We start from the raw sequence: 21,746 nt of genomic DNA on the forward strand, positions 1-21,746 counted from the left end.
GCGCGGCGGGGCGGGGTACCGTGCCCCGTGGCAGAGGACGCACCCGACACCAACCAACGGCCGCCCCGCCGGCTCGCCCGCCGGCTCGGGGCGCTCCTGTGGCCGTACCGCTGGCAGGTCGCCGGCGCGCTCGCGCTGACGCTCGCCGTCGCCTTCCTGGGGCCGCTCCGGCCGCGGCTCGTCCAGATCGCCGTCGACGACCACATCACGACCGGCGACCTGCCCGGCCTCTTCCGCGTCGTCGCGCTCATCGGGCTCGTGCTGCTCGGCGAGGGGGTCGCGTCGTTCGCGCTCACCTACCTCACGCAGTGGGTCGGGCAGCACGCGCTCTACGACCTCCGCACGCGCGTTTTCCGGTTCGTCGAGCGCCAGCGGCTCGCGTTCTTCGACAAGACGCCCATCGGCACGCTCATCACGCGGGCCACGTCCGACATCGAGGCGCTCGCCGACCTCCTCTCGGCCGGGGCGGTGACCATGATCGGGGACCTCGGGCGGCTCCTGTTCATCGGCTACTTCATGCTGTCGCTGAACCTGGAGCTGGGGCTCGTGGCGCTCCTCGCGCTCCCGCCGATGGTGCTCGCGACCGAGGTGTTCCGGCGCAAGATGCGGCGGGCCTACCGCGAGACGCGCAAGCAGGTCGGCCGGCTCAACGCGTTCCTCCAGGAGCACGTCTCGGGCATGTCGGTCGTCCAGATCTTCGGGCGCGAGGGCGAGGAGCAGCGCCGGTTCGAGGACGTCAACGCGGCCCACCGCGACGCCCACGTCCAGACGGTCTACTACTACGCCCTGTTCTACCCCGTTGTCGACCTCATCGCGTCGGTCGCGCTCGGGCTCGTGGTCTGGTTCGGGGGGACCGAGGCCATGCGCGAGGCGGTCACGGTCGGGACGCTCATCGCGTTCGTCCAGTACGTCCGCATGTTCTTCGAGCCGGTCCGCAACCTGTCGGACCAGCTCAACTCGATCCAGGCCGCCTTCGCCGCGTCCGAGCGCGTGTTCGACCTCCTCGACGACGACCAGTCGCTGGCCGCCCCGCCCCGCCCCGCCCACTTCGACGGCGGCCGCGCCCGCGGCCGGATCGCCTTCGAGGACGTGTGGTTCGCCTACGAGCGCCTGCCGGAGGCGGAGAGGGATGGGGAGGGATCGGGGATCGAGAGGGATGGGCAGACGAGGGGCGGGGCGGCCGGCGGCGAGGACTCTGCTCATCCCTCCTCATCCCCTCATCCCCCATCCCTCCCGGACTGGAACTGGGTCCTGCGCGGCGTCTCGTTCGTGGCCGAGCCCGGCGAGACGCTCGCGCTCGTCGGGGCGACGGGCTCGGGGAAGTCGACCATCCTCTCGCTGCTGCTCCGGTTCTACGAGCCCCAGCGCGGGCGCGTGACCATCGACGGGATCGACGTGAAGGACCTCCCGCTCGACGAGCTCCGCCGGCAGGTCGGGCTCGTGCTCCAGGACGTGTTCCTGTTCTCGGGCTCCATCGAGGAGAACGTGACGCTGGGCGCCGACGTCCCGCGCGAGCGCGTGGTCGGGGCCGCCGAGCTCGTCGGCGCCGACCGCTTTATCGACCGGCTCCCCGACGGCTACGCCTCCGACGTCGGCGAGCGGGGCGGGACGCTGTCGCTCGGGCAGCGCCAGCTCCTGTCGTTCGTCCGCACGCTGCTCTACGACCCGGCCGTCCTCGTCCTCGACGAGGCCACGTCGTCGGTCGACACCGAGACCGAGGAGGCCGTGCAGCGCGCGGTCGACGTGCTCATGGACGGGCGGACGGCGCTCGTCGTCGCGCACCGGCTCTCGACGGTCCAGGACGCCCAGACCATCCTCGTGCTCCACAAGGGCGAGGTCCGCGAACGGGGCAGTCACCAGGCGCTCCTGGCCCAGGGCGGCCTCTACCGCCGGCTCTACGAGCTCCAGTACGCCGACCAGGAGCGGGCCGCGGCCTGACCGCCCCGCCCGCGCGGCAAAGCGGGGGCGGGGTGGTGCCTCCCGGCCGCCCCGCTCTCGTCCCGCCCTGCAACGGTGCGACGTGGGGCGGGGCGGCTTGACAAGGAGCCAGAGGCGTCGTACCATTCATCGTCGATCGACGATAAACCTGTTCCACCAACCCCCGAGACCGATGAAGACCAACGCCTGCTGCGACTGCGACTGCTGCAACGACGGGTGCTGCTGCGGCAGCGCCTGCGACTGCGGCTGCTAGCCGCCTCGCCCGCGAACCGGGCGGGGTGGCGCGGCTTCGGCCCGACCGCCCCGCCCCTTTTTTTTGCCCTCCCCGCCCATGACCGCCACCGTTTCCGCCGCCGCCACAGACGCTGACCTCGCCCGCTGGGCCAAGGCCCTCGGCCACCCCGCCCGGCTCGCCATCCTCCGCACGCTCGGCGCGCAGGGGACGTGCGTGTGCGGCGAGGTGGTCGAAGTCGTCGGGCTCGCGCAGTCGACGGTCTCGCAGCACCTCAAGGTGCTCCGCGAGGCCGGGCTCGTGCGCGGCACGCCCGACGGCACGCGCTCGTGCTACTGCCTCGACGGGGGCGGGGTGGCCGCGGCGTCCGCCGCCCTCGGCGGCCTCCTGGACGGGCTCCACGCGTGCTGCGACGGCGCCTGCTGCTGAAGCGCCCCGTTCGGGGGCTACGCGTCGGCCGCGTGCTGTCTCAGGACGCTGGCGCCTCGGCGGCCTCGCGGAGCGGGGCAGGGAGGGCCGTCGACGCGCCCGTCTGCGTGTTGACCCAGACGAGCGTGCCCTCGCCCTCGGCGTACGTCGTGTCCTCGTCGCCCTCGACCGAGATGGCGTAGGTGAAGGGGAGTGACGACCGGCCGGGCGTGCCGAGCGTGGTCCGCACGACGGCCGTGGCCGGGTAGTGGATGGGGCGCCGGAACTGGAGCGAGACGGCGGCGAGGACGGGGCCGGCGTCGTCCCAGTCGCCCGCGCCGACGTCGGCGAGCATCTCGATCCGGGCCTGCTCGCAGAGCGTGAGGTAGGTCGCGTTGTTGAGGTGGCCGAGGGCGTCGAGGTCGCCCCAGCGGATGGGGATGCGGGTGGTGTGGGTCACGAGCGAAGAGTCGGGAGGGAGAGCACGGCCCGCCCGTCGACCGGGTGCGGATCCGAAGGGTGGACCCGGAGAGCGGGGCGGGGCGTGCTGGCACCGGGCGCCCCGGCCCGAGTTCCCCACCGCTGCCCCTGGCCTTCCACCCCGCCCGTGTCTCCGACCTCATTCGCAAGGCGACCGCTCGCCGTCGTCTCCGGGCGCGGCCGGCTCGGAGCGGCCGGGGGCGTCCAGACCCAGGAGGCCGTCCGCGCCTCGCAGCCGATCGGGCACCGGGCGGTATCCCTACCAAGCCCCGAGCGTCGTGCCGGAGCCCCGGCTTTGCACGCTCGGCGTGGCGCCGCTGGACGCCGCCTGCTGAGCCGCCCCGCCCGCGCCGGCCGCCTCCCGCCCCGCCCCCGCCGAGGGCGGGGAGGTCGCTTTCTGTGGGCGGGGTGGCTCGGCGTGCTCCTCGCCGTCGCCGCGTGCGCCGAGCCCGCCCCGCCCACGCTCACCGTCCGCGGCGTCTACGTCGGGCCGCAGTTCGAGGGGCAGGCCGCGCTCGTCGACCACGAGACGATCCCGGGGCGGATGGACGCCATGCAAATGGGGATGCGCGTCGAGGAGCCGGGCGCCTTCGACGGGATCGCGCCGGGGACGCCGGTCCGCCTCACGCTCGACAGCGCTTCGCTCGCCATCGTCGCCGCCGAGTCGCTTCCGGCCGGGACGCCTCTCGACCTGGCCCCGTGAGCGACGTCGGCGCGGGCGGGGCGGCTAGGGCAGCGTAAAGCGGACGCCGGCCCCAAAGTGCCGGCCCTCGATGGGGCCGTAGACGTAGGCCGTGTCGAACGTGGGGCTAAACCCGGGCACGCCCTCGTAGAACCCAATGAGGGGGCTCGACTGCTTGTAGTCGAACGCGTTCTCGATCGCGAGGTAGAGCTGGGCCATCCGCCCGCCAAACTGGAGGTCCTTCGTGAGCTGGAGGTTGTGGACGGTGTAGACCGGCGACTCGGTGTAGAGCGAGGCGCCCGTCGCCGCCTGGTAGGCGGCCGCGACGTCCGGGCCGTATTGGGGCAGCGCCATCGGCCCGTTCAGCCGCGCCGAGTAGTCGAGGACCACCCCGCCCGGGGCCTCCCACGTGACGCCGGCCGTGCCCTGGTAGTCGGGCGCGAACTCGAGCGGGCGCGTCTCGCCGTCCTGCTCCACGAACACGTCGAGGACCGTCGCGCCGACGGTGTAGCGGAGGGCGCGGCCCAGCGACCCCTAGACCTGGAGCGCGACGCCGCGCGTGGTCGCGCCGCCGTCGAGGTTGGCGTAGCGGATCTCGCCCGGGACCGAGTAGTCGGGCTCGATCTTGTTCGAGAACCGGGTTCAGAAGGCGTCGATGTCGACCGTCACGGGCGACGTTGCGCCCAAGATCTGCTGGAGGCTCCCGGTCACGCTCACGCTCCGCTCCGGCTCCAGGTCCTCCAGGATGAGCGTGGCCCGGCCGCCGGTGTACGCCGCGTGGTCCTCGGTGAACAGGTTGACGACGCGGAAGCCGGTGCCCACGTTGAGCCGGGCCGTCGTGGCCTCGGCCGGCCGCCACTTGACCGCAGCCCGCGGCGACGGGATGACGCCGTAGCCCGGCTGAACATCGGCGCGGAGGCCGCCGAGCAGGGGGAGTCTTTCGTTTACGCGCCAGTCGTCTTGGACGAACACGCCCGGCACGACGCGCGTGTCGGGGCGGTTCTCGACGAGCGCGCCGGCGTCGTCGTAGACGCCGGTCGCGGCCGAGCCGTCGTCGTAGCGGATGGCGCGGAGGGCGGCGCCGGCGAGCAGGTTGTGGCCGTCGAGCGCGGTCCCCTCCGTCGGCGGCGTCCAGACGACCTGGCCGAACCCGTCGGCCTGGGTCGCGGCGTAGGGCACGTCGCCGTAGTACGAGTCCTGGTCGTGGAGCGCGCCGGAGGCCCGGACCGTGAGGTCGGGGCGGGGCGTCCACGTCCCGATGAGCTCGGCGCGGCGCGTGTAGATGGACTCGCCGTAGACCCGGTCCGAGCCGCGCAGGCCGCCGACGTCGTCGAGGAACGGCTCGAAGCCGGCCGCGCGGTCCTCGACGTACGCCTTGGCGACGAGGCTCGCCCGCTCGAACCCCTGCGTGTCCTGGCGCGTGGCCTTGCCGAAGAGGGCGAGCCGCGTCTCGAACGGGCGGTCGGAAAAGCCGTCGCCGTTGTTGTCGTGGTAGTCGGCGACGTGGAAGAGCGTGCCGCTCACGAGCGCGCTCGTGCGGCCCCGGAGCGGGACGGCCGCGAACTCGGCGGCCATCTCGGCGTGCGTCGTCGAGAACACGTTCGTCGAGAGCCGGGGCGCCGTCGACGGATCCTTGGTGATGATGTTGATGACGCCGCCGAGCGCCTCGGACCCGTAGAGCGTCGACATCGGCCCCTTGACGACCTCGACCTGCTTGATGAGCATGGGCGAGATCCCGTTGAGGCCGTAGACCGTCGCCAGGCTGGACATGACCGGCATGCCGTCGATGAGCACGGCCGTGTTCGGCCCGTCGATCCCGTTGATGCGGATGTTGTTCGTGTAGCACACGCCGCAGTCGATCTGCTGGTAGAGCCCGTTCACGCGCTCGACGGCGTCCATGACGTTGGCCGACGGCGTGGTCTCGAGGAACCGGGCGGGCACGACCTCGACCTTGACCGGCGAGTCGCGGACGGCCATCTGCTCGAGCGTGCCCGTGACCACGACGGCGCCGGCCTCGTACGTCGCCGCGTCGAGGTCGACGTCGAGGCGGATCGTCTCGCCCGCTCCGGCCGTCACCCTGCGCTGGACCGGCGCGTAGCCGACGGCCGAGACCGAGACGGTGAACGTGCCCGGGCCGGGGAGCCGGAGCCGGAACCGGCCGTCGGCGTCGGCGGCCGCCCCGCCCGCCGACGAGGCGGACGGTCGCGAGCGGGACCGAGGCGCTGCCCGACGTGACGCTCCCCTCGACCGTCTGCGCCGCGGCCGAGGAGCACAGGAGGGCGACGAGGGCGAGGCCGTAGAAGACACGGGGCATGGGCGGGGCGGAAAAGCGGAAGCAGGAGAGCAAGGCGGGCCGGCGGCCGGCGGGCGGACGCGGCTTCACCGCCTCGCCTCGTCGGCGGGCGGGGCGGGCGCCGTCGCGGCGAGCACGGCGTCGAGGATGGGGAGCAGGCCGCTGGGCGACAAGGACCCGGACTGGCGGCCGAGGACGGTCCCGTCGGGGGCGAGGAGCACGAGCGTCGGCGCGGCCTCGGCGCCGTAGTGCGCCGCCCACTCGGCCTCGCTCAGCCGCCACGGCCCGACGCGGTGCGCCCGGTCGCGGTCGTCGACCGTGAGACGCGCGCGGGCAAAGCGCCGCAGCCGGTCCTGTACGGCGGGGTCCGCGAACGTCTCGCGTTCGAGCCGCCGGCACGGCCCGCACCACGCGGCCTGCACGTAGACGAGGGCGGGGCGGCTCTCGGCCTCGGCTGCTTCCAAGGCCGCGGGAAGCGGCGCCCACTCGACCTGCGCGAGGGCGGGCGGGGCGGCGAGGCAGGAGATATTTAGGCTAACCTAAAACAACAATCTAGTTTTGGCAAGCCTAAAATCTTCACCGCCCCGCCCCGCACCCGCACCGACCTTCCCGCGTTGACCCCGGGCCGCCCCGCCCTCTGGCCCCCGCTCCCATGTCGCACACGCCCGCCGTCGAGGACTACCTCAAGTCGGTCTACGACCTCGGCCGCTCGGGCGAGGCGGCCACGACGAGCGCCCTGGCCGACCGGCTCGGCGTGTCGCCGGCGTCGGTGACGGGGATGCTGAAAAAGCTGGCGGCCTCGGGCCTCGTAGCCCACGAGAAGTACCAGGGCGCGCGGCTGACCGAGGCGGGGCGGCTCGTGGCCGTCGAGACGATCCGCCACCACCGGCTCGTCGAGACCTACCTCCACCAGGCGCTGGGCGTCCCGTGGGACCGGCTCCACGACGAGGCCGAGGCGTGGGAGCACGTGCTCTCCGAGGACCTCGAAGAGCGGATGGACGCCGCGCTCGGGCACCCGACGCACGACCCGCACGGGGCGCCGATCCCCTCGCCCGACCTCGTGCTCTCGGAGCGCGACCTGCTCCCGCTCGCGCGCCTCGAGCCCGGGCAGGCGGCGACCGTCGCGCGCGTGAGCGACCACGACGCCGACCTGCTCCGCGCCGTGGGCGGGGCGGGCCTCTACCCCGGCACCCGGTTCCGCCTGGACGCCGTCGGCGACGACGGGGCCGTCGTGCTCCACCTGCTCTCGGGCGACCGCGCCGGCGAGACCGTCTCGCTGGGCGCCGCCGCCCCGCCCTTCCTCTTCCTCGACGACGTGGGCGAGTAGCAGGCGACGGGCGGGGAGACCGCCCCGCCCGAGCCAACGAGGCGTCGTTGGCCCCCCCACTCCTATCTCCTCTCAATGGATACTGCTTACGACCTCGTCCGCGACCTCCCGCCGTGGCAGCAGGCGCTCTACGGCGGCCTGTTCACCTGGGGCATGACGGCGGCCGGCGCCGCCCTCGTGTTCGTCACGCGGACGGTGAACCGGGCGCTCCTGGCCGGGATGCTCGGGTTCGCCGCCGGCGTGATGACGGCGGCCAGCTTCTGGAGCCTGCTCGCGCCCGCCATCGACATGGCCGAGGCGCAGGGGATGATCCCGTGGGTCCCGGCCGTCGTCGGGTTCCTCGCGGGCGGGGCGGTGCTCCGGCTCGCTGACGCCGTGCTCCCGCACCTCCACGGCATGCGCGGCGAGACCGAAGGGGTCCCGAGCACGTGGCGCCGCTCGACGCTCCTCGTCACGGCCATCACGCTCCACAACGTGCCCGAGGGGCTGGCCGTCGGCGTCGCGTTCGGGGCGGCGGCGGCGGGCATCGATGGGGGCGCCACGCTCGCCGGGGCCGTCGCGCTGGCGATCGGGATCGGGCTCCAGAACTTCCCCGAGGGCGTCGCCGTCTCGATGCCGCTCCGGGGCGACGGGATGGGCCGCGGTCGGGCGTTCTGGTACGGCCAGCTCTCGGGCGTCGTCGAGCCGGTGTCAGCGGTCCTGGGCGCGCTCGCGGTCCTGGCCGTCCGCCCGCTGCTTCCCTACGCGCTCGCGTTCGCGGCCGGCGCCATGATCTTCGTCGTCATCGAGGAGCTGGTCCCCGAGAGCCAGGCGGAGGAGCGCTATGGCGACCTCGCGACGATGGCGGCCCTCGGCGGCTTCGCCGTCATGATGACGCTCGACGTGGCGCTCGGCTGACCGTGCAAGGGTGAGGTGGAGGCGGCCGCCCCGCGACGCTGGTCGGAACCACCCCACTCGGTGTCAGCCCTCCGCCGAGAGGACGCAGGGGCGGGGCGGCAGGCCGCTCACGCCCGTCGACCCGGTGCGGAGACGTCCGCCCCGCCCACAGCGCGCGGGCGGGGCGGCGCCCTACCGCCGGGCCTCGCCCAGCCGGCGCCGGAACGACACGGCGAACCCCAACCCGAGGAGCCCCGTCCCGATCCAGAGCAGCGAGATGAACGGCTTCTCGTACGCCTGCACCACGACCCACTCCTCAGTCGCCAGGTGCGCGCCGTCGAACATGAGCCGGATCGAGCCGTCGTCGACCTGCATGCCCACGAAGGCGACGCCGAGCCCCCAGTCGGTCGCCCGGTTCTGGACGTACTCCTGCATGCCGTCCGTCGTGATGACGTAGACCGGGAAGAGCGCGCGCGTCTCGCCCGTCGTCTCGTTGGTCACGTCGAGGCGGACGGCGACGGCGAGGTCGACCGCGTCGCGGTCGAGCCCGGCCGCGTCGGCGTCCACGTCGAGCTCGTAGTTCGTAAACCGAACCGTGTAGGCGTGCTCGTTGCCCGCGGTCGCCAGGCGGACCGAGTCGCCGGGCGCCAGCGTCGCCGTGGTCTCGCCCTCGGGCTGCTCGTTCATGGCCGACGGGAAGACGGCCACGTAGAGGTCGCGCGTGAACCCCTCACGGACGTCAGGGTGCTGGATCCACTGGTCGCGGCCGTCCTTGTAGACCACGTTCCGTGTCTGGAACGCGCGCCCCTGGCGGTCCACGACGTCCATGAGGTAGACCGGGCGGCCGTCCTCGTTCACGTCCTGGCCGGTGTACGTCCAGCGGTAGCCGTCGGCCGCGACCGTCCGCCCGAGCGGGACGACGACGTTCTCGCGGCTGCCCTGGATGTCGGTCCCGGCGCCGTCCGAGATCGGGTCGTTAAAGACCGACGAGGCAAAGATGCCGAGGAGCAGCACGGCGAACCCGACGTGCGAGAGCGAGCCGCCGACCATCTTCGCGTTGCCGCGCCCGACCCGGAGCATGACCGAGAGGTTGCCCCAGAGCATGAAGAAGGCCGAGAACAGCAAGAGGAGCAGCAGGATGCTCGTCCCGTGCGTCGCGAAAAAGTCTCCCACCCCGCCCGGCAGGAGCCCGGCCTCGGCCGACGCCACGCGCGGGGCCTCGACGCCCAGCCCAGGGCCGAGGTCGACCGTCTCCTGGACGAACGGGGTCGCGATGATGACGGCGACGGTGCAGGCGACGGTCGCGAGGACCGGGCGGACGAGCACGCGGTTGGCGTCCTCGACCGTCATCTTGCGCCACCAGAACAGCTGGCCCATCCCGGCCAGGAACGCCACGCCGACGGCGAGCGGGAGCGTCCACGTGTTGTAGAACGCGACGGGGACCGCGCTCGGGTTGTCGCGGAAGAGCCGGCCCAGGATCGGCGCGCTCGTGCCCAACGCGATCACCCCGCCCGCGACGGCCAGGAGCAGGGCGCCCGTGAACACGAGCGACTCGCGGCTGAGCGCCGCGGGCGGGGTGGCCGGCGCGGGCAGGTCGCGCCAGCGCCACACGAGGAGCCCGAACCCGAGCGCCCCGATCGTCCCGATCCAGAGGAGGAGCTGGTTGTAGAGCCCGAGGTCGACGAAGCTGTGGACGCTCACGTCGCCCAGGATGCCGCTCCGCGTGAGGAACGTGGAGTAGATGCAGAGCTGGAAGGCGAGGACCGTCAGCCAGAGGGCCGCCTTGTGGCCGCCGGCCGTCTTTTTCTGCACGACCATCGCGTGCAGCCCGGCGACGGCGAACAGCCACGGCACGAACGACGAGTTCTCGACGGGGTCCCACGCCCACCAGCCCCCGAACGAGAGCGTCTCGTAGGCCCACCACCCGCCCATCATGATGGCGACCCCGAGCACGCCCGACCCGGCGAGCGCCCACGGCAGGGCGGGGCGGACCCACTGCGTGTACCGCCGCCGCCACAGGCCGGCGACCGCGAACGCGAACGGGACCATGAGCAGCGTGAACCCGACGAACACCATCGGCGGGTGGATCGTCATCCACGGGTTCTGGAGCAGGTCGTTCAGGCCCTGCCCGTCGGCCGGGACGAAGCCGGCGACCTGGAGCATGGGGGCGTCGGGGAACCGCTCGGCGAGCGGCTGGAACAGGTTGGCGCCGATCGTGACGGGGCCGAGCTTGAGCCCGACGATCATCGACAGCACGAACGCCTGGCACAGCGCGACCACGGCCAGGACGGGGCCGGCGAAGAGCCGCCGCGCCTCGGCGGCCGCCCCGCCCGCCTGCGGTCCGACCGTCTCCGCCCCGCCCGCGGCGCGCGTGGACCACCGGATGAGGAGTCCGCCGACGACGGTCGTCATGATCCCCCAGAGCAGGAGCGACCCCTCCTGGCCGGCCCAGAACGCCGAGAACTTGTACCGGAACGGCATCGCCGTCGACGTCTGCTGGTAGACGTAGGCGAGGTCGAAGTGGTAGCCGAAGAGGCCCGTCCACAGCATGGCCGAGGCCACGGCGACGCCCCCGGCCATGGCCGCCCAGCTCCACCGCCCGACGCGCGCCCACGAGGCCGAGTCCGCGCGGTCGCGCGACGAGAGGGCAAAGCTGACGAGCGCGGCCAGCGAGGCGACAAACGCGACGACGAGGGCGACGTGCCCGATAGGTCCGACCATGTCTAGGCGGGGGTTCGGCGGGGCTTGAAACTACGCGGCCACCCCGCCCGGTCGTGTGCGCCGGACGTGGATTGACGGGGTGGGACGGCGCGTTTTCTGGGGACGGGCGGGGTGGTGCCGGACGGGCGGGGCGGCGCCCGCGCGTCCGCCGTGATGCCCGTCCCACCCGCGCGTGCCTGCCACCGCCCCGCCCGCGCTGCTCGGCGGGCGGGGTGGCCGGACCCTACCGCCTCTTGGAGGTTGTTTGGGACTGTACAGCATTCTCCTCCCCCCAGCGGGGCAGGGCTGGTAAGTTCTGCGCATGACCCTGCTCGACCACCTCGCGACCGTCCCCGACCCGCGCCGCCCCCAGGGGCTCCGCCACCCGCTCCACGCCATCCTCGGCGGCGCCGTCATGGCCACGATGAGCGGCCACCACGGCTACCGGCCCATCAGCCGCTTCCTCCGCGACAACGCCGACGCGCTCCGCGAGCACCTCGGCTTCAAGCGCCACGCGCTGCCGTCCCACGTCACCGTCCGGGCCGTGCTCCAGGCCGTCGACCCCGCCGCGCTCTCGGCCGCGTTCCGAGCCTGGGCCACCGACCGGCTCCCCGAGGGCGAGGTCCTCGCCCTCGACGCCAAGGCCGTCCGCTCGACCGTCTCCGGCCTCGACGCCGACGGCCACGCGACCGCCGAGCAAGACTTCGTGGCCCTCGCGTCCGCCTACGGCGTCCGCTCCGGCATCGTCGCCTCGGCGACGGCCTACCGCAACGGCGACACGAGCGAGATCGCAGCCGCCCAGGACCTCATCGCCGACCTGGCCGCCGCGCTCGACCTGACGGGGGCCACGGTGACGCTCGACGCGCTGCACTGCTCAAAAAAACACTCCGCGCCGTCCACGACGCCGGCGGCGACTGGCTCGTCAAGCTGAAGCGGAACGCGCCCCGGCTCTACGCCGAGTCCGAGGCGCAGACCTCGGGCGCGCCGCTGTCGGTGAGCGACACCACCGAACGGACGCGGGGGCGGCTCGTCCGCCGAGTCGTCGAGGTCTACGAGCCGCCCGCGTGGCAGGGCGAGTGGCCGGAGGTCGGGCGCGTGGTCCGGGTGACCCGCTCGGGCGTGCGCGACGGGGCGGTGTACGAACGGACCGGGCTCTACGTGACGAGCCGGACCGACGGGGCCGCTGTGCTCGCCGACCTCGTCCGCTCGCACTGGCACGTCGAGAACCGGCTGCACTGGTGCAAGGACGTGCTCCAGAACGAAGACGCCGGGGGCGTGCGCTCGAAGGCCGGCGCGGCGGTGCTCTCGCTGATCCGGGGCGCGACGCTGTCGGTGCTGCGTCACAACGGGGAGTGGTCGCCGACGGCGGCGCGGTCGCGACTGGCGAACCGGGTGCGCGCGATGCTCGCGATCCTCAGAACTTAACAGCCCTGCCCCAGCGGGGGGAGGTCGGGAGGGTGGGGACGATCCACCCGCCCCGCCCCGGGTCGACATCTGTCCCCCACCCGGCCTTCCTCCGGTAGGGGGGGGGACATCCAAACAGCCTCTTACTCGAACGCCGAGAAGTCCGGCGCGCGCTTCTCGAAAAAGGCCGTGAACGCCTCGGCAGCCTCGGGCGAGCCCAGGCGCTCGACGAACAGGCGGCCCTCGTGGGCGATCGTCTCGCCGACCTCGTCGGCCGAGGCCCGCCGCAAGAGCGCCTTCGTCTGGCGGAGCGCGGCCGGCGGCTTCTGCGCGAGCGCCTGCGCCCGCTCGACCGCGTGGCCGACCACGTCGCCGCCGACGACGGCGTTGATCAGGCCGATCTCGCGGGCGGTCTCGGCCGTGAACGACTCGCCGAACAGGAGGAGCTCGGCGGCCCGAGCGGGGCCGGCGAGGCGCGGGAGCAGCAGGCTCGACGCCGCCTCGGGCACCAGGCCGAGGTCCACGAACGGCATCTTGAAGACGGCGTCCGCGGCGGCGTAGGCGAGGTCGCAGTGGAGGAGGACCGTCGTCCCGATCCCGATGGCCGGGCCGGCGACGGCGGCCACGAGCGGCTTGGGGAACCCGACGGCGGCCGAGAGGAACCGGAAGACCGGGCTGTCCGGCCCCGTCGGCGGCTCCTCCATAAAGTCGCCCAGGTCGTTGCCGCCCGTGAACACGCCGCCCCGCCCGCTCAGCACGACGACGCGGACGTCGGCGTCGTCGGCGGCCTCGGTGAGCGCGTCGGCGAGGCGGGCGTACATGGCGCGCGTGAGCGCGTTCTTCTTGGCGGGGCGGTCGAGGACGAGGTGGCGGACGCCGTCGCCGGCGGCCTCGACGGCGACGTGGTCGGGGGCGGTCTCGGACATGGGGGCGGGGCGGGCCGGGGAGCAACGGGCGGGGCGGCCCCTCTACCGGGGCGGGGCGGGGCGGGGTCCCGGCCCATACGATCCGCCCCGCCCGGCGGCGTTACCCGGTCCCGCCTCTGGGCGGCCTGTCCAGCACCTCCCTCTCCCCGCCCCCCGGGACCCCTATGCTACGCCGCCTCTCCCTCCTCGCCGCCCTCGTTCTCACGCTCGGCGCCTGCGACTCGAACGACGTCGACGACACCGCGCTGGAGGTGTTCGTGACCGACCTCCGGTTCGACGCCCGGACCTTCGACCCCAGCCCGGACGGCTTGAGGGCCACGTTCTACGGAGGCAACGCGCAGACGTCCGGCGACGCGCTCGGCGACGCGCTCGCGACCGCGGGCGACGGCGACCTCGTCATGCTCTACATCGACGTCGAGCTCGTTTCGCTCACCGGTGGGGCCGAAAACGGGACGTGGGCCGCGCTCCCGCTCACGCGCGGGTTCAACGACATCGTGTTCGGCGACACCAACGACGATGACGTGTCCGACGGCGACATCCTCGCGACGACGCTGCTCGCGAGCTACGAGTACTCGTTCGACAACGGCAACCTCTACTTCGACGTCGTCTCCTCGATCCCCTCGTCGAGGTTCGCCGACCCGAACGCGCTCTTCAACCTGATCCTCCCGCAGCGCGTCGAGGACGGGCCGGACCAGATCGATCTCCGCCTCGTCGTCATCCCCGACGAGCTGTTCTTCACCAACCAGGCCGCCGCGCGCGTCGACCTCCGCGACTACGAGGCCGTCCAGGCCGCGTTCGGGCTCCCCGACTGACCCGCCCCGCCCGTCGGTCCCGCCGTCCCGCCCGCACGTCGTGGGCGGGGCGGCGGGTTTCCGTGGGCGCGGCCGGTTCAGGCGACCGGCGGTCGCCCCCACGGCCGCCACCCCGCCCACGCGGTGCCCGGGCGGGGCGGTCTACGCGTCGTTCTGGGACACCCAGAGCGTCGCCCGCTGCACGAACTCGTTCGTCGTCTCGATGCCCAGCTTCTGCTTGACGTGGACGCGGTGGGTCTCGACCGTCTTGGGGCTCACCATCATCACGTCGGCCACCTGGACCGTCGTCATGCCGTGGCCGAAGTGGCGGAACACCTCGAGCTCGCGGTCGGTGAGCTCGTCGACGGCCGACGACGCCGGCGCCGACGACGTGAGGTAGCTCCCGACGACCCGGTCGCGCATGGCGTCCGAGAGGTGGAGGTCGCCGTCGAGGACCGAGCGGATGGCGGCGAGCAGCACGCCCGGCGGCTCCTGCTTCATCACGTAGCCCCGCGCGCCGGCGCGGACGGCCCGCTCAGCGTAGACGGTCTCGGCGTGGGCCGAGAGCACGAGGACCGGGAGGTCGGGGTAGACGGCCCGGATCTGCTTGGTGAGCTCGATCCCGTCGGTCCCCGCGATCGTGATGTCGACGACGGCCACGTCCGGCGACGTCCGCTCGATCCCGTCGAGCACGTCGGCGCCCGCGCCCGACTCGCCCACGACGGCGAGGTCGGCGGTCTTGTCCACGAGCGCGCGGAGGCCCTCGCGGGTCACGGGGTGGTCTTCGACGAGGTAGACGCGGCGCTTCATGGGGGGACCGTCTAAGGGGGGAGGTTCACCGACAACTCGGCGGGCGGGGCGGTCGGTGTCCTCGCACGCCCGGCCGGGCCGTAAAGAATACGGGGCTACGGGAGGCTCCCGGCATGGGGGGACGGCTGGAACCGCCCCGCCCACCGGCCCCGCTCGCGGGGGGCGGGGCGGACGCCGCAGGTGGGCACGGGCGGAACGGGGCGGCGCGTTCGTCGTGCTGTGCCTCCAACGATTCCTCTACGTCCATGCGGTTCCGCTATTCGGAGTGGGACGACGCGCGCCACGGCAGCCAGCGCTCGACGTTCGACACGCTCCTCGACCTCTTCCAGCAGCTCCTCCTCCACACCGGCGGCGACGCCGACGAGGCCCTCCGGTGGCTCACGGCCATCGACAACGAGTACGGCGTCACCGACGACGAGATGGGGCTCGGCGACTTTATCGAGGAGCTCAAAAACCAGGGCTACATCGACCGCGACGAGGAGAGCGGCGTCGTGTCCATCACGGCCAAGGCCGAGCGCGGGCTCCGCGAGCGCTCGCTCGAGGAGATCTTCACGTCGCTCCGCAAGGCGGGGCGGGGCAACCACAAGACGCCGTTCGCCGGCGCGGGCTCGGAGCGCCAGCCCGAGACGCGGCCCTACGCGTTCGGCGACGACGTCCACGACCTCGACGTCACCGGCACGCTCTCGAACGCGTTCCGCCGCGGCGGCATCGGCGAGTTCTCGCTGGAGCAGGACGACTTCCAGGTGTTCGAGACCGACCACCACACGTCGGTGGCCACGGTCCTCATGATCGACCTAAGCCACTCGATGGTGCTCTACGGCGAGGACCGGATCACGCCGGCCCGCAAGACGGCGCTCGCGCTCGCCGAGCTCATCACGACGCGCTACCCCAAGGACACGCTCGACATCGTGGCGTTCGGGAACGAGGCGTGGGAGGTCGAGATGAAGGACCTTCCCTACCTCCAGGTCGGCCCGTACCACACGAACACCCGGGCCGGACTGGAGCGCGCGCGCCAGATCCTGCGCCGCCGCAAGAACCGGAACAAGCAGATCTTCATGATCACCGACGGCAAGCCGTCGTGCCACGTCGAGAACGGCCGGATGTACCGGAACGCCTACGGGCTCGACCGCAAGATCATCAACAAGGTCCTGGACGAGGGCGCCATCTGCCGCCGCGAGGGCGTGACCATCACGACGTTCATGATCGCGCGCGACCCGTACCTCCAGGACTTCGTGCGCCAGCTCACCGAGGTCAACCACGGGCGGGCGTACTACGCCGGCCTCGACGAGCTCGGCGGGTTCCTGTTCGAGGACTACGTCCGCAACCGGCGGAAGCGGGTCCGCTAACGTGCCGTAGGTTCTCGACATGGCCTTGCCCCGCCCCGCTCCCGCCCCGCCCTCAGCCGACGCGCCGGCCGAGATGACGCCGTACGAGCGGTACGTCGCCCTCTTCCCGGACGGGATGAAGGGCGACCTCATCGACGGGAATGCCGTCATCGACATGTCTACGAGCGTCCTCCACGAACGCCTGTTCAAGTTCCTCCTCATCCTCCTGGAGGGCTACGCTGAAGCAAGGGGGCTCGGCGAGGTGTTCGGGTCGCGGACAACGATGCGCGTCGACGACGAGAACGGCTACGAGCCCGACGTCCTCTTTATCCGGGCCGACCGGCTCGGCATCCTGGACGTCAAGGACGCGCGGGCGCCAGTCGACCTCGCCGTCGAGATCGTGTCGCCGTCGTCCGGGCGGCGCGACCGCGAGACGAAGTTCGAGGGCTACGAGCGCGTCGGCGTCCCCGAGTACTGGCTCGTGGACCCCGTCCGCCGCGAGGCCGCGTTCTACCGCCTCGACGGCGAGCCGTACCAGGCCGGCGGCGTCTACCGCGCGGCCCCGCTCTCAGGCGGCGTGTTTGAGAGCGGGGCGGTCGGGGGCTTCCGCTTCGACCCGCAGGTGTTGTTTCAGGACCCGCTCCCGAGCGCGTTCGCGCTGCTGCGGTCGCTCCTGGAGGCGGAGGAGCCCGGGACAGAGTAGCCGGAGGCCGGCCGAGAGGGCGGGGCGGAGGCCGCCCGCCGCTCAGTCCCGCCCCGCCCCGCCCGCCGCCGCGTCGGGGGCGCCCTCAACGAGCGCGGGCGTCTCGCGGACGGCCGCGAGCGCCTCCAGGAGCACCCGGACCACGGCGTCGAGTTGGATGCGGAGGTCGGCGACCGCCTCGGCGCCGCGGATGTCGACGTCGACGCTGTCGAGGCGGACGCGGACGCCGGCCTCGATCCGCACCAGGTCGCCGACGTGGGCGTCGAGGTTGAGCCGGGCGTCGAGCGACCGGGCCGTGACGCTCAGTGAGTCCACGTCGAGCCGCCGCACGTCGAGGCGGACGGCCGCGGGCGGGGCGGCGGCCGAGTCGGCGGGGGCGTCCTGGGCCGCCACCGGCGCGGCGAAAAGGGCGCCGAGAACGGCGGCGCGGGCGAGGCGGGGGAACGTCACGGGGTCGGCGGGGCTCTGAGGGCGTCCAGTCTACCGCCCCGCCCGTGTCCGTCCGTCCGAAAAAGCGCCTCGGCCAGCACTTCCTGACCGACCCCAACACGGTCCGCCGGATCGCGGACGCCGTGGCCGCCCCTCCCGGCGCGCGCGTGGTCGAGATCGGGCCGGGCGAGGGGGCGCTGACGGGCGTGCTCCTGGAGCGCTACCCGGACCTCGTCGCGCTGGAGGTGGACCCCGAGGCCGTCGCCCACCTCCGCGCCGCCCACCCCGCCCTCGACGTGCGCCAGGGCGACGTGCTGGAGGCGGACTGGGGCGCTCTCGCGGGCGAAGGGGGACGAGACGAGGGGCAAGAGGGCGGGGCGGCAAGCGGACCGCCCCGCCCGCGTCGTCCACCACCCCTAGCTCCTCCTGTCCAGGAGGGGGACTCTCCCCAGACCACCCCGCTAACGCGGGGCGGGGCGGTCGAGCGGGGCGGGGCGCCCGACGCGCGTCCCCCCAGTCCCCCGTCCCTAGTCCCCAGTCCCGCGCCGCAGGCGCTCTACGTCGTCGGCAACCTCCCGTACTACATCACCTCGCCCATCCTGTTCGCGCTGCTCGACGCCCGGGAGCACGTGGCGCGGGCGGTCGTGATGGTGCAGAAGGAGGTGGCCGACCGGCTGGCCGCCCCGCCCGGGTCGAAGACGTACGGGACGCTCTCGGTGTACTTCGGGCTCTACGCCGAGACGCGCACGCTCTTCACCGTCTCCCGCCACTGCTTCCGGCCCAAACCGGCCGTGGAGAGCGCCGTGGTCGCCCTGGACTTTGGGGCGGCCGAGCCGCCGGACGTAGCTTTCCCAGCGCTCCAGCGGGTCGTCCGCGCCGCGTTCGGCCAGCGGCGGAAGATGCTCCGCAACAGCCTCGGGACGGTCGCCGAGGCCGCTGGCGTGGCCGTGCCCGAGTGGGCCGCCACGCTCCGCCCCGAGGCCGTCTCGCCGGCCGACTTCGTCCGCCTCGCCCGCCACTTCGACGCCGCCTAGCGCCCGCCCCGCCTGGGGCTCGGGCGGGGCGGCCTGCCCACCCCGCCCGTGACCGACGCCGCCCCCGCGCTCGACCCCGCCCCGCCCGGCGGGCCGGTCGTCGACGACGAGGTGGTCGGCAACGTGGAGGCGCTCGTCGAGGGCGGCGAGCGGGGTATGGTCCTCAACCTCGTCGCCGACCTCCGGGCAGCCGACCAGGCGACGCTGCTCCGGCACCTCCCGCTGGGCGCCGCCCGCGAGGTGTTCGCGTGGATGCCCGGCGAGGCCCGGAGCCTCGTGCTCCCCGAGCTCGAGGGCGCCGAGCGGGGCGGGCTCCTCGACGGCCTCTCGACGGACGCGCTCGTCGCCCTCATCGACCCGCTCGACACCGACGACCAGGCTGACGTGCTGGCCGACATCGAGCTGGACCAGGTCGAAAAGGTGCTCGTCCTGCTCGAAGACGCGCTCGACGTCGAGGCCCTGCTGAGCTACGGCGACGACACGGCCGGCGGGCTCATGGGGACCGAGTTCGTCGCCGTCCCGGCGTCGGCGACCGTCGCCGAGGCGACCGAGGCCGTCCGCGAGAAGGCGGCCACGGTCGACCCCGTGTTCGTGGTCTACGCGCTCGACGGGGCGGGGCGGCTGGTGGGCGTGGTCCCGCTCAAGCGCCTGCTCCTGGCCCGCGCCGACGCGCTCGTGGCCGACGTGGCCGAGCCGGACCCGATCGCGGTCGAGCCCGACCTCGACCAGGAGGAGGTCGCCCGCGTCATGGAGCGGTACGACCTCGTCGCGCTCCCGGTCGTCTCGGCCGGCGGCCGCCTCGTCGGGCGGATCACGGTCGACGACGTGCTCGACGTGGTCCGCGAGGAGGCCGAGGAGGACATCCAGCGGGCGGTCGGGATCACGGGCGAGGAGGAGCTGTCGTCGTCCGTCTTCGCGGTCAGCCGGGGGCGGCTCGTGTGGCTGCTGCTCGGGCTCTGCGGGGCCTACGTGTCGGGCCTCGTCATCGTGGGGTTCGAGGAGGCGCTGCAGGTGGCCCCGGTGCTCGCGCTCTTTATCCCCATCGTGATGGCGATGGCGGGCAACGCGGGCATCCAGTCGTCGGCGATCGCGGTGCAGGGGCTGGCGTCCGGCGACCTGTGGTCGAGCGACCTGGCGCGTCGGCTGGGGAAGGAGCTGGCCGTAGCGCTCCTGAACGGGGTCGTCCTGGCTCTCGCGCTCGCGCTCATCGTCGTTGTGTCGGGGTTCGGCGAGGACCCCGCCCGGCTCGCGCTCACGTCCGGGCTCGCGCTCCTCGTCGTCATCGTGCTCTCGACGCTCATCGGCGCGACGGTCCCGCTGGGCCTGAGCCGCGTCGGGATCGACCCGGCGCTCGCGATGGGGCCGTTCATCACGGTCTCCAACGACATCCTCGGCCTGACCATCTTCTTCGCCGTCGCGACGCTCCTGTACCTGTAGGTACGGGGTACTCGGTACCGGGTACGTAGCACGTGGAGGGTCAGCAGCCGTACCTCGTACCCCGAACCACCCCGCCCTATGTCTACGATCACCGTCGCCCGTGTCGGGGGCCGCATCGCAATCGCGGCCGACGCGCTCACCACGTTCGACGAGACGCGGCTGCCGCCCGAGATGGACGCGGCCGGCGAGAAGATCGTCCGCGTCGAGACGCCGGGCGGGGAGGCGTACGTGGGCATCGTCGGCTACACGGCCCACGTCCTCGTGATCCAGGACGCGCTGGAGCGGATGGAGGACGCCGACCTGGGGAGCCGGCGCGGCCTCTTCGAGACGTTCCGCGCGCTCCACCCGGTCCTCAAGGAGGACTACTACCTGCTCCCGGACTCGGGCCAGGAGGGCGACCCGTACGAGTCGACGCAGGTGTCGCTCGTGGTCGCCGCGCCGACGGGGATCTTCGGGGTCTACGACATGCGCGAGGTCCACGAGTTCTCGCGGTTCTGGGCCATGGGCTCGGGCGCGCCCTACGCGCTCGGCGCTATGTACGCGCGGTGGCCGGAGGCCGAGCGGGGCGGGGTGGAGGCCGGCGCGCTCGCGGCGCTGGGCGTCGAGGCGGGGTGCCTGTTCGACCGCTCCTCCGCCCCGCCCGTGCAGACGGTCGTGATGGACGCGGCGTAGGGGCGGGGCGGGAACGGTGCGAGGCCACCCCGCCCTCGCGCCACGCGGGCGCGGATCCGCGGCCCTGTGCCCCGTTCGGGGACACCACGCATGGTGTCCCTACGGCGCGGTCCCTGCGGTGCGATGGTCAAGACAACGTGCCGGCGCGGCGGGCGGGGCGGGAAATGCCGGTGCGCGCCACCCCGCCCCGCGCCACTCCGCCACGCGGGCGGGGCGGTCCTCAGCCTCGGCGCACGATCGTGTTCGTGAGCCGCCCGACGGCGATCTCGGTCCCGTCCGGCGCCGTGACCGTGGCGTCGAACACGAGCTGCCGCCCCGCCCGCGAGACGAGCCGGGCCTCGACCTCGACGTACTCCGTCCCGGGCGCGGCCGGGGCGAGGTAGGTCATCGACAGCTGGGCCGTCACGCTGGGCGGGGCGACGAGGTAGCTCAGCGGGCCGACCACGTTGTCGACGGCCGCGGCCACGATCCCGCCCTGCATCACGCCCATCGGGTTCTGGTAGCGCTCCAGGACCGGGAACCGCGTCCGCATCGACGCGCCGACGCCGTCGCGCTCGGCGTCGCCGGGGCGGTAGTCGCGGACCTCGGCCTCCATGTCCTCGAAGACGGGCGGGGGCACCTTCAGGCCGGCCGCCCCGCCCCCCTTCATGGCGTCGAGGAGCTTCTGCGTGTCGATGGCGGGGGGGACGGACATGAAGGAGGGAGGAGGAGGGGTAGAGGGATGGGCAGAGCGGGCGGGCCGGGGGGGCGGGTTGGGATGGAGCGGGGGATGACGAGTCTGCTCATCCCTCCATTCCCTATTCCTCTATCCCTCACACCAACGCCGCGTGGTCGACCATCAGGCAGCGGTTGGCGACGTAGGGGAGGCCGGCCTCGGCGGCGAGCCGCTCGGCCTCGGCGGAGTGGACGCCGAGCTGGGTCCAGATGAGGGGCGTCTGGCCGGTCCGTTCCATGCGGCTCGACGCGTCGCGGACGACGTCGGCGGTGAACTCGGACCGGCGGAACACGTCGACGATGTCGACCACGACGTCGTCGGGGATCGAGGCGAGGTCGGGGTAGGCCGTCTCGCCCAGGATCTCGTCGTGGTTCGGGTTGACGGGCACCATCTGGTAGCCGGCGCGCTGGATGTACTGGGCAATCCGGTGGCTGGTCTGGAACCCGCGCGGCGAGCAGCCGACGACGGCGATCGTGCGGGCGGAGCGGAGGGCGTCGGCGAGGTCGGGCGAACTCAAAGCGTACGTGGTGGCGTAAGGGGGGCGTGTCCAACCCGCCCACCCCG

Annotated in this window: 21 protein-coding genes and 1 pseudogene; 12 read left to right on the forward strand and 10 right to left on the reverse strand. The window is 73.2% G+C overall.

Going from position 1 to position 21,746, the window contains the following annotated elements:
* Positions 1-27: 27 nt before the first annotated feature.
* Entirely contained in the window at positions 28-1,938 is a 1,911-nt protein-coding gene (locus RM540_RS02870) for an ABC transporter ATP-binding protein (protein WP_311661950.1), read from the forward strand.
* Between the two features lie 331 nt (positions 1,939-2,269).
* Positions 2,270-2,599 carry an ArsR/SmtB family transcription factor gene (locus RM540_RS02875; RefSeq protein WP_311661951.1) on the forward strand — a complete coding sequence of 110 codons (330 nt, stop codon included), beginning with the start codon at positions 2,270-2,272 and terminating at the stop codon, positions 2,597-2,599.
* A gap of 40 nt (positions 2,600-2,639) precedes the next feature.
* Here the strand turns inward: RM540_RS02875 and RM540_RS02880 are convergent, their stop codons facing one another.
* Positions 2,640-3,038, reverse strand: coding sequence for an acyl-CoA thioesterase (locus RM540_RS02880; protein ID WP_311661952.1), 399 nt, complete (start codon positions 3,036-3,038; stop codon positions 2,640-2,642).
* A 438-nt stretch (positions 3,039-3,476) separates the two neighbouring features.
* Between RM540_RS02880 and RM540_RS02885 the strand changes: the two genes are divergently transcribed.
* Complete coding sequence (locus RM540_RS02885) at positions 3,477-3,761, forward strand: hypothetical protein (protein WP_311661953.1); 285 nt, start codon at positions 3,477-3,479, stop codon at positions 3,759-3,761.
* Positions 3,762-3,785: 24 nt separating this feature from the next.
* On the opposite strand, the gene RM540_RS02890 is transcribed toward RM540_RS02885, so the two are convergent.
* From RM540_RS02890 to RM540_RS02900, 3 genes are all read right to left on the reverse strand, one after another.
* Entirely contained in the window at positions 3,786-4,223 is a 438-nt protein-coding gene (locus RM540_RS02890) for a TonB-dependent receptor (protein ID WP_311661955.1), read from the reverse strand.
* Between the two features lie 159 nt (positions 4,224-4,382).
* Positions 4,383-6,047, reverse strand: coding sequence for a TonB-dependent receptor (locus tag RM540_RS02895; protein ID WP_311661957.1), 1,665 nt, complete (start codon positions 6,045-6,047; stop codon positions 4,383-4,385).
* Between the two features lie 72 nt (positions 6,048-6,119).
* A complete protein-coding gene (locus RM540_RS02900; RefSeq protein ID WP_432280799.1) occupies positions 6,120-6,497 on the reverse strand; it encodes a thioredoxin family protein in 378 nt (125 codons plus the stop codon).
* 188 nt (positions 6,498-6,685) lie between these two features.
* Here RM540_RS02900 and RM540_RS02905 point away from each other — a divergent pair, with 188 nt between their 5' ends.
* Together RM540_RS02905 and RM540_RS02910 are read left to right on the forward strand one after the other, a co-directional pair.
* Positions 6,686-7,360 carry a metal-dependent transcriptional regulator gene (locus RM540_RS02905; protein ID WP_311661958.1) on the forward strand — a complete coding sequence of 225 codons (675 nt, stop codon included), beginning with the start codon at positions 6,686-6,688 and terminating at the stop codon, positions 7,358-7,360.
* Between the two features lie 75 nt (positions 7,361-7,435).
* Positions 7,436-8,257: a ZIP family metal transporter gene (locus RM540_RS02910; protein WP_311661960.1), complete on the forward strand. Its 822-nt coding sequence runs from the start codon at positions 7,436-7,438 to the stop codon at positions 8,255-8,257.
* A 171-nt stretch (positions 8,258-8,428) separates the two neighbouring features.
* On the opposite strand, the gene ccsA is transcribed toward RM540_RS02910, so the two are convergent.
* Entirely contained in the window at positions 8,429-10,957 is a 2,529-nt protein-coding gene (gene ccsA, locus RM540_RS02915) for a cytochrome c biogenesis protein CcsA (RefSeq protein WP_311661962.1), read from the reverse strand.
* A 301-nt stretch (positions 10,958-11,258) separates the two neighbouring features.
* On the opposite strand from ccsA, the pseudogene RM540_RS02920 reads away from it, so the two are divergent.
* A pseudogene (locus RM540_RS02920) lies at positions 11,259-12,361 on the forward strand (ISAs1 family transposase).
* Positions 12,362-12,483: 122 nt separating this feature from the next.
* Here RM540_RS02920 and RM540_RS02925 read toward each other — a convergent pair.
* Positions 12,484-13,266, reverse strand: a complete 783-nt coding sequence (locus RM540_RS02925) for an enoyl-CoA hydratase (protein ID WP_311661964.1) — start codon at positions 13,264-13,266, stop codon at positions 12,484-12,486.
* Between the two features lie 164 nt (positions 13,267-13,430).
* On the opposite strand from RM540_RS02925, the gene RM540_RS02930 reads away from it, so the two are divergent.
* Positions 13,431-14,078, forward strand: a complete 648-nt coding sequence (locus RM540_RS02930) for a hypothetical protein (protein ID WP_311661966.1) — start codon at positions 13,431-13,433, stop codon at positions 14,076-14,078.
* Between the two features lie 141 nt (positions 14,079-14,219).
* Here RM540_RS02930 and RM540_RS02935 read toward each other — a convergent pair whose 3' ends face one another.
* Complete coding sequence (locus RM540_RS02935; protein WP_311661969.1) at positions 14,220-14,867, reverse strand: response regulator transcription factor; 648 nt, start codon at positions 14,865-14,867, stop codon at positions 14,220-14,222.
* A 245-nt stretch (positions 14,868-15,112) separates the two neighbouring features.
* On the opposite strand from RM540_RS02935, the gene RM540_RS02940 reads away from it, so the two are divergent.
* Positions 15,113-16,213 (forward strand): vWA domain-containing protein, encoded by a 1,101-nt coding sequence (locus RM540_RS02940; RefSeq protein WP_311661971.1) that lies wholly within the window; start codon positions 15,113-15,115, stop codon positions 16,211-16,213.
* A gap of 25 nt (positions 16,214-16,238) precedes the next feature.
* Positions 16,239-16,895, forward strand: coding sequence for a Uma2 family endonuclease (locus RM540_RS02945; RefSeq protein ID WP_311661973.1), 657 nt, complete (start codon positions 16,239-16,241; stop codon positions 16,893-16,895).
* Between the two features lie 42 nt (positions 16,896-16,937).
* Here the strand turns inward: RM540_RS02945 and RM540_RS02950 are convergent, their stop codons facing one another.
* Complete coding sequence (locus RM540_RS02950; protein WP_311661974.1) at positions 16,938-17,345, reverse strand: hypothetical protein; 408 nt, start codon at positions 17,343-17,345, stop codon at positions 16,938-16,940.
* A gap of 44 nt (positions 17,346-17,389) precedes the next feature.
* Here RM540_RS02950 and RM540_RS02955 point away from each other — a divergent pair, with 44 nt between their 5' ends.
* From RM540_RS02955 to RM540_RS02965, 3 genes are all read left to right on the forward strand, one after another.
* A complete protein-coding gene (locus RM540_RS02955) occupies positions 17,390-18,358 on the forward strand; it encodes a ribosomal RNA small subunit methyltransferase A (RefSeq protein WP_311661976.1) in 969 nt (322 codons plus the stop codon).
* Between the two features lie 48 nt (positions 18,359-18,406).
* Entirely contained in the window at positions 18,407-19,795 is a 1,389-nt protein-coding gene (gene mgtE / locus RM540_RS02960) for a magnesium transporter (RefSeq protein ID WP_311661978.1), read from the forward strand.
* A 78-nt stretch (positions 19,796-19,873) separates the two neighbouring features.
* The gene (locus tag RM540_RS02965; RefSeq protein WP_311661980.1) at positions 19,874-20,467 is read left to right on the forward strand and encodes an Ntn hydrolase family protein; all 594 of its coding nucleotides are present in this window, start codon (positions 19,874-19,876) and stop codon (positions 20,465-20,467) included.
* Positions 20,468-20,687: 220 nt separating this feature from the next.
* On the opposite strand, the gene RM540_RS02970 is transcribed toward RM540_RS02965, so the two are convergent.
* Both RM540_RS02970 and RM540_RS02975 read right to left on the reverse strand, forming a co-directional pair.
* A complete protein-coding gene (locus RM540_RS02970; protein WP_311661982.1) occupies positions 20,688-21,161 on the reverse strand; it encodes a PaaI family thioesterase in 474 nt (157 codons plus the stop codon).
* Positions 21,162-21,279: 118 nt separating this feature from the next.
* On the reverse strand, positions 21,280-21,699 hold the full coding sequence (locus tag RM540_RS02975; protein ID WP_311661984.1) for a CoA-binding protein: 420 nt from the start codon (positions 21,697-21,699) through the stop codon (positions 21,280-21,282).
* Between the last annotated feature and the right edge of the window lie 47 nt (positions 21,700-21,746).

Origin of the sequence: Rubrivirga litoralis, from assembly GCF_031846415.1 — a bacterium.
Classification (GTDB): domain Bacteria; phylum Bacteroidota; class Rhodothermia; order Rhodothermales; family Rubricoccaceae; genus Rubrivirga; species Rubrivirga litoralis.